The sequence below is a fragment of the Sulfurimonas sp. genome (assembly GCF_018698455.1).
Classification (GTDB): domain Bacteria; phylum Campylobacterota; class Campylobacteria; order Campylobacterales; family Sulfurimonadaceae; genus Sulfurimonas.
This window is the reverse complement of the sequence record NZ_JABIOQ010000021.1, coordinates 1-2372: the sequence shown is the minus strand read 5'-3', so window position 1 is coordinate 2372 and position 2372 is coordinate 1. Positions and strand designations below refer to the sequence as shown.

Sequence of the window (2372 nt, the reverse complement as noted above, 5' to 3'; positions counted from 1 at the left end):
TACAGGTGATTCATGGTTAAATAGTATTCCGTTTGAGGCAAACATACCATAAGCTTCTCTATAGTTTACAGTGATCCAGTATGCGTACATCTTAGCTACTGCATATGGGCTTCTTGGATAAAACGGTGTAGTTTCACTTTGAGGTACTTCTTGTACTTTTCCATATAGTTCAGATGTAGATGCTTGGTATATTCTAGTTTTGTTTGTTAGTCCTAAAAGCTTAACAGCTTCAAGGATTCGTAGTGTTCCTGTACCATCGGCATTTGATACATATTCGGGAGTTTCAAACGATACAGCTACATGTGACATAGCAGCTAAGTTATAAATCTCATCTGGTTGTATCTCTTGGATTAATTTAGTGATATTCATAGAATCAGTCATATCTCCAAAGTGAAGAGTTAAATCTACATTTTCTTCATGAGGATCTTGATAAAGGTGGTCAATACGATCTGTATTAAAAAGACTTGATCTTCTTTTCATACCATGTACTTCATAACCTTTTTTAAGTAAAAATTCTGCTAGGTAAGAACCATCTTGTCCTGTGATTCCTGTGATTAGTGCTACTTTTTTCTTATTTTCTGCCATTTCTCTTATCCTTAAAATATAATTTTACATTGTCATGTACTTCATCATGAACTAAAAGTTCATCTATAGACATCCATACATATTTACTATGCTGTTCACACGGTAGACTATTTGATGATTTAAAATCAATCTCATAAGCCATATTAATATAATGTGTTGAAACATTTTCAAATATAGAGTCATCATAAAAGTGTTCAAATACACCTATAAAGTTATGATCTATACTTGAAGATATTCCAAGTTCATCTTTTGCTATTCTGATTATTCCATTAGCAATAGTTTCGTTTTTATATATTCTACCACCTGTAGTAAAATAATATCCTTTTGCTGGTTTGTTTATTCTTTTACCAAGTAGTACTTTATTGCCATCTCTAGCAATTAAATCAATAGATATCAAAGGAGTAGAATCTACTACTGTCTTAAACGTACTACTATCTAGCATCAGATTACTCTGACTCTCTTTTAAAATCATCTTCTAATCTTACTATATCGTCTTCACCAGTATATTCACCTACTTGTGCTTCTATTAGTACTACAGGTATTTTACCTTGATTTTCAAGTCTATGAACTTCACCCATTTTTATATAAGTAGATTCGTTTGGTGGTATTAGTTTTATACTATCGCCTACTGTTACAGTTGCTGTTCCAGATACTACTATCCAGTGTTCATTTCTATGAAAGTGCTTTTGTAAAGATAATCTTTTTCCAGGTTTTACTACTATTCTTTTTATCTTATAGTTATCAGTAGAAAGTAATACTTCATAAGTACCCCATGGGCGGTGTACCACCGAATGTTCAATTGTTAATTTTGAATTTTGAATATTTAGTTGTTTTACAACTTGTTTAACTTTTTGACTACTACCCTTTTTTGAAATTAATAAAGCATCATCCGTATCTACTATTATTAAATCTTCAATATCTATAGCAGCTACTATTTTATCTGATAATATTAGATTATTTGATGAGTCTATAGATATGATATTGTCTGATGATTCTATCTCTTCATCTAACGATTCAAAGCTACCTAAATCTGACCAATCTATACTAGATGGTACTACTTTTACTTTTTGTGATTTTTCCATCACAGCATAATCTATAGACTCAGATGGAATAGCTTCCATCTGAGAATGTTGAATTCTTAATGTTGAATTTTGAATTATTTTAGATTTATAAGCTTCTTGTGATGATTCATATATTTCAGGAGAGTATAATTTAAGTTCTTCTAAAAATACTCCTGCTTTAAACATAAACATACCAGAGTTCCAAAGGAATTTTAATGGTGAATTTTGAATGCTTAATTTTGAATTTTCTTCTAGGTATTTAGTTGCTGTTTCTAGGTCCGGCTTTTCTTTAAATAATTCAACATTTAAAATTGAACATTCATCATTTTCAGGCTTCGCCTGAATATATCCAAATCCTGTTTCTGGATATGTAGGAGTGATTCCAAATGTCACAAGATTATCTTGAGAGGCTAATTCTTTTGCTTTTGATACTACTTGAGCATAAGCCTCTTCATCTTTGATTAGATGATCAGATGGTGTAACTAATACTATCTCTTGTGGATCAAGTGCCATACATGCTAAAGCTATTGCAGGAGCTGTATTTCTCCCTACAGGCTCAAGTAGATATTTATCATCATTATTTTGCAAACCTAATTCTTCTTGTTGATCTAAAGCTAAAAAATACTGTTCTGCATTTGAAACTATGAAGTTTGTATTACAAAGTTTTGAATTTCTTTCAACTGTAAGCTGAAATAGTGACTTTTCATTAAATAATTTTACAAACTG

General features: G+C 31.0%; 3 protein-coding genes. All 3 read right to left on the bottom strand.

Annotated elements, in window-relative coordinates:
- On the bottom strand, positions 1-585 hold a 585-nt coding region (locus HOG88_RS03025; RefSeq protein ID WP_295003019.1), incomplete at its 3' end, for a GDP-mannose 4,6-dehydratase.
- Entirely contained in the window at positions 572-1027 is a 456-nt protein-coding gene (locus HOG88_RS03020) for an NUDIX domain-containing protein (RefSeq protein ID WP_295003017.1), read from the bottom strand. The genes HOG88_RS03025 and HOG88_RS03020, both read right to left, overlap by 14 nt.
- Positions 1028-1031: 4 nt before the next feature.
- Positions 1032-2372: mannose-1-phosphate guanylyltransferase/mannose-6-phosphate isomerase (locus tag HOG88_RS03015; RefSeq protein ID WP_295003015.1), on the bottom strand; the 1341-nt coding region annotated here is incomplete at its 5' end.

What these genes read in the sequence shown, in the direction of transcription:
- HOG88_RS03020 (WP_295003017.1), bottom strand. Translation starts at nt 1,027, where the DNA reads ATGCTAGATAGTAGTACGTTTAAGACAGTAGTAGATTCTACTCCTTTG.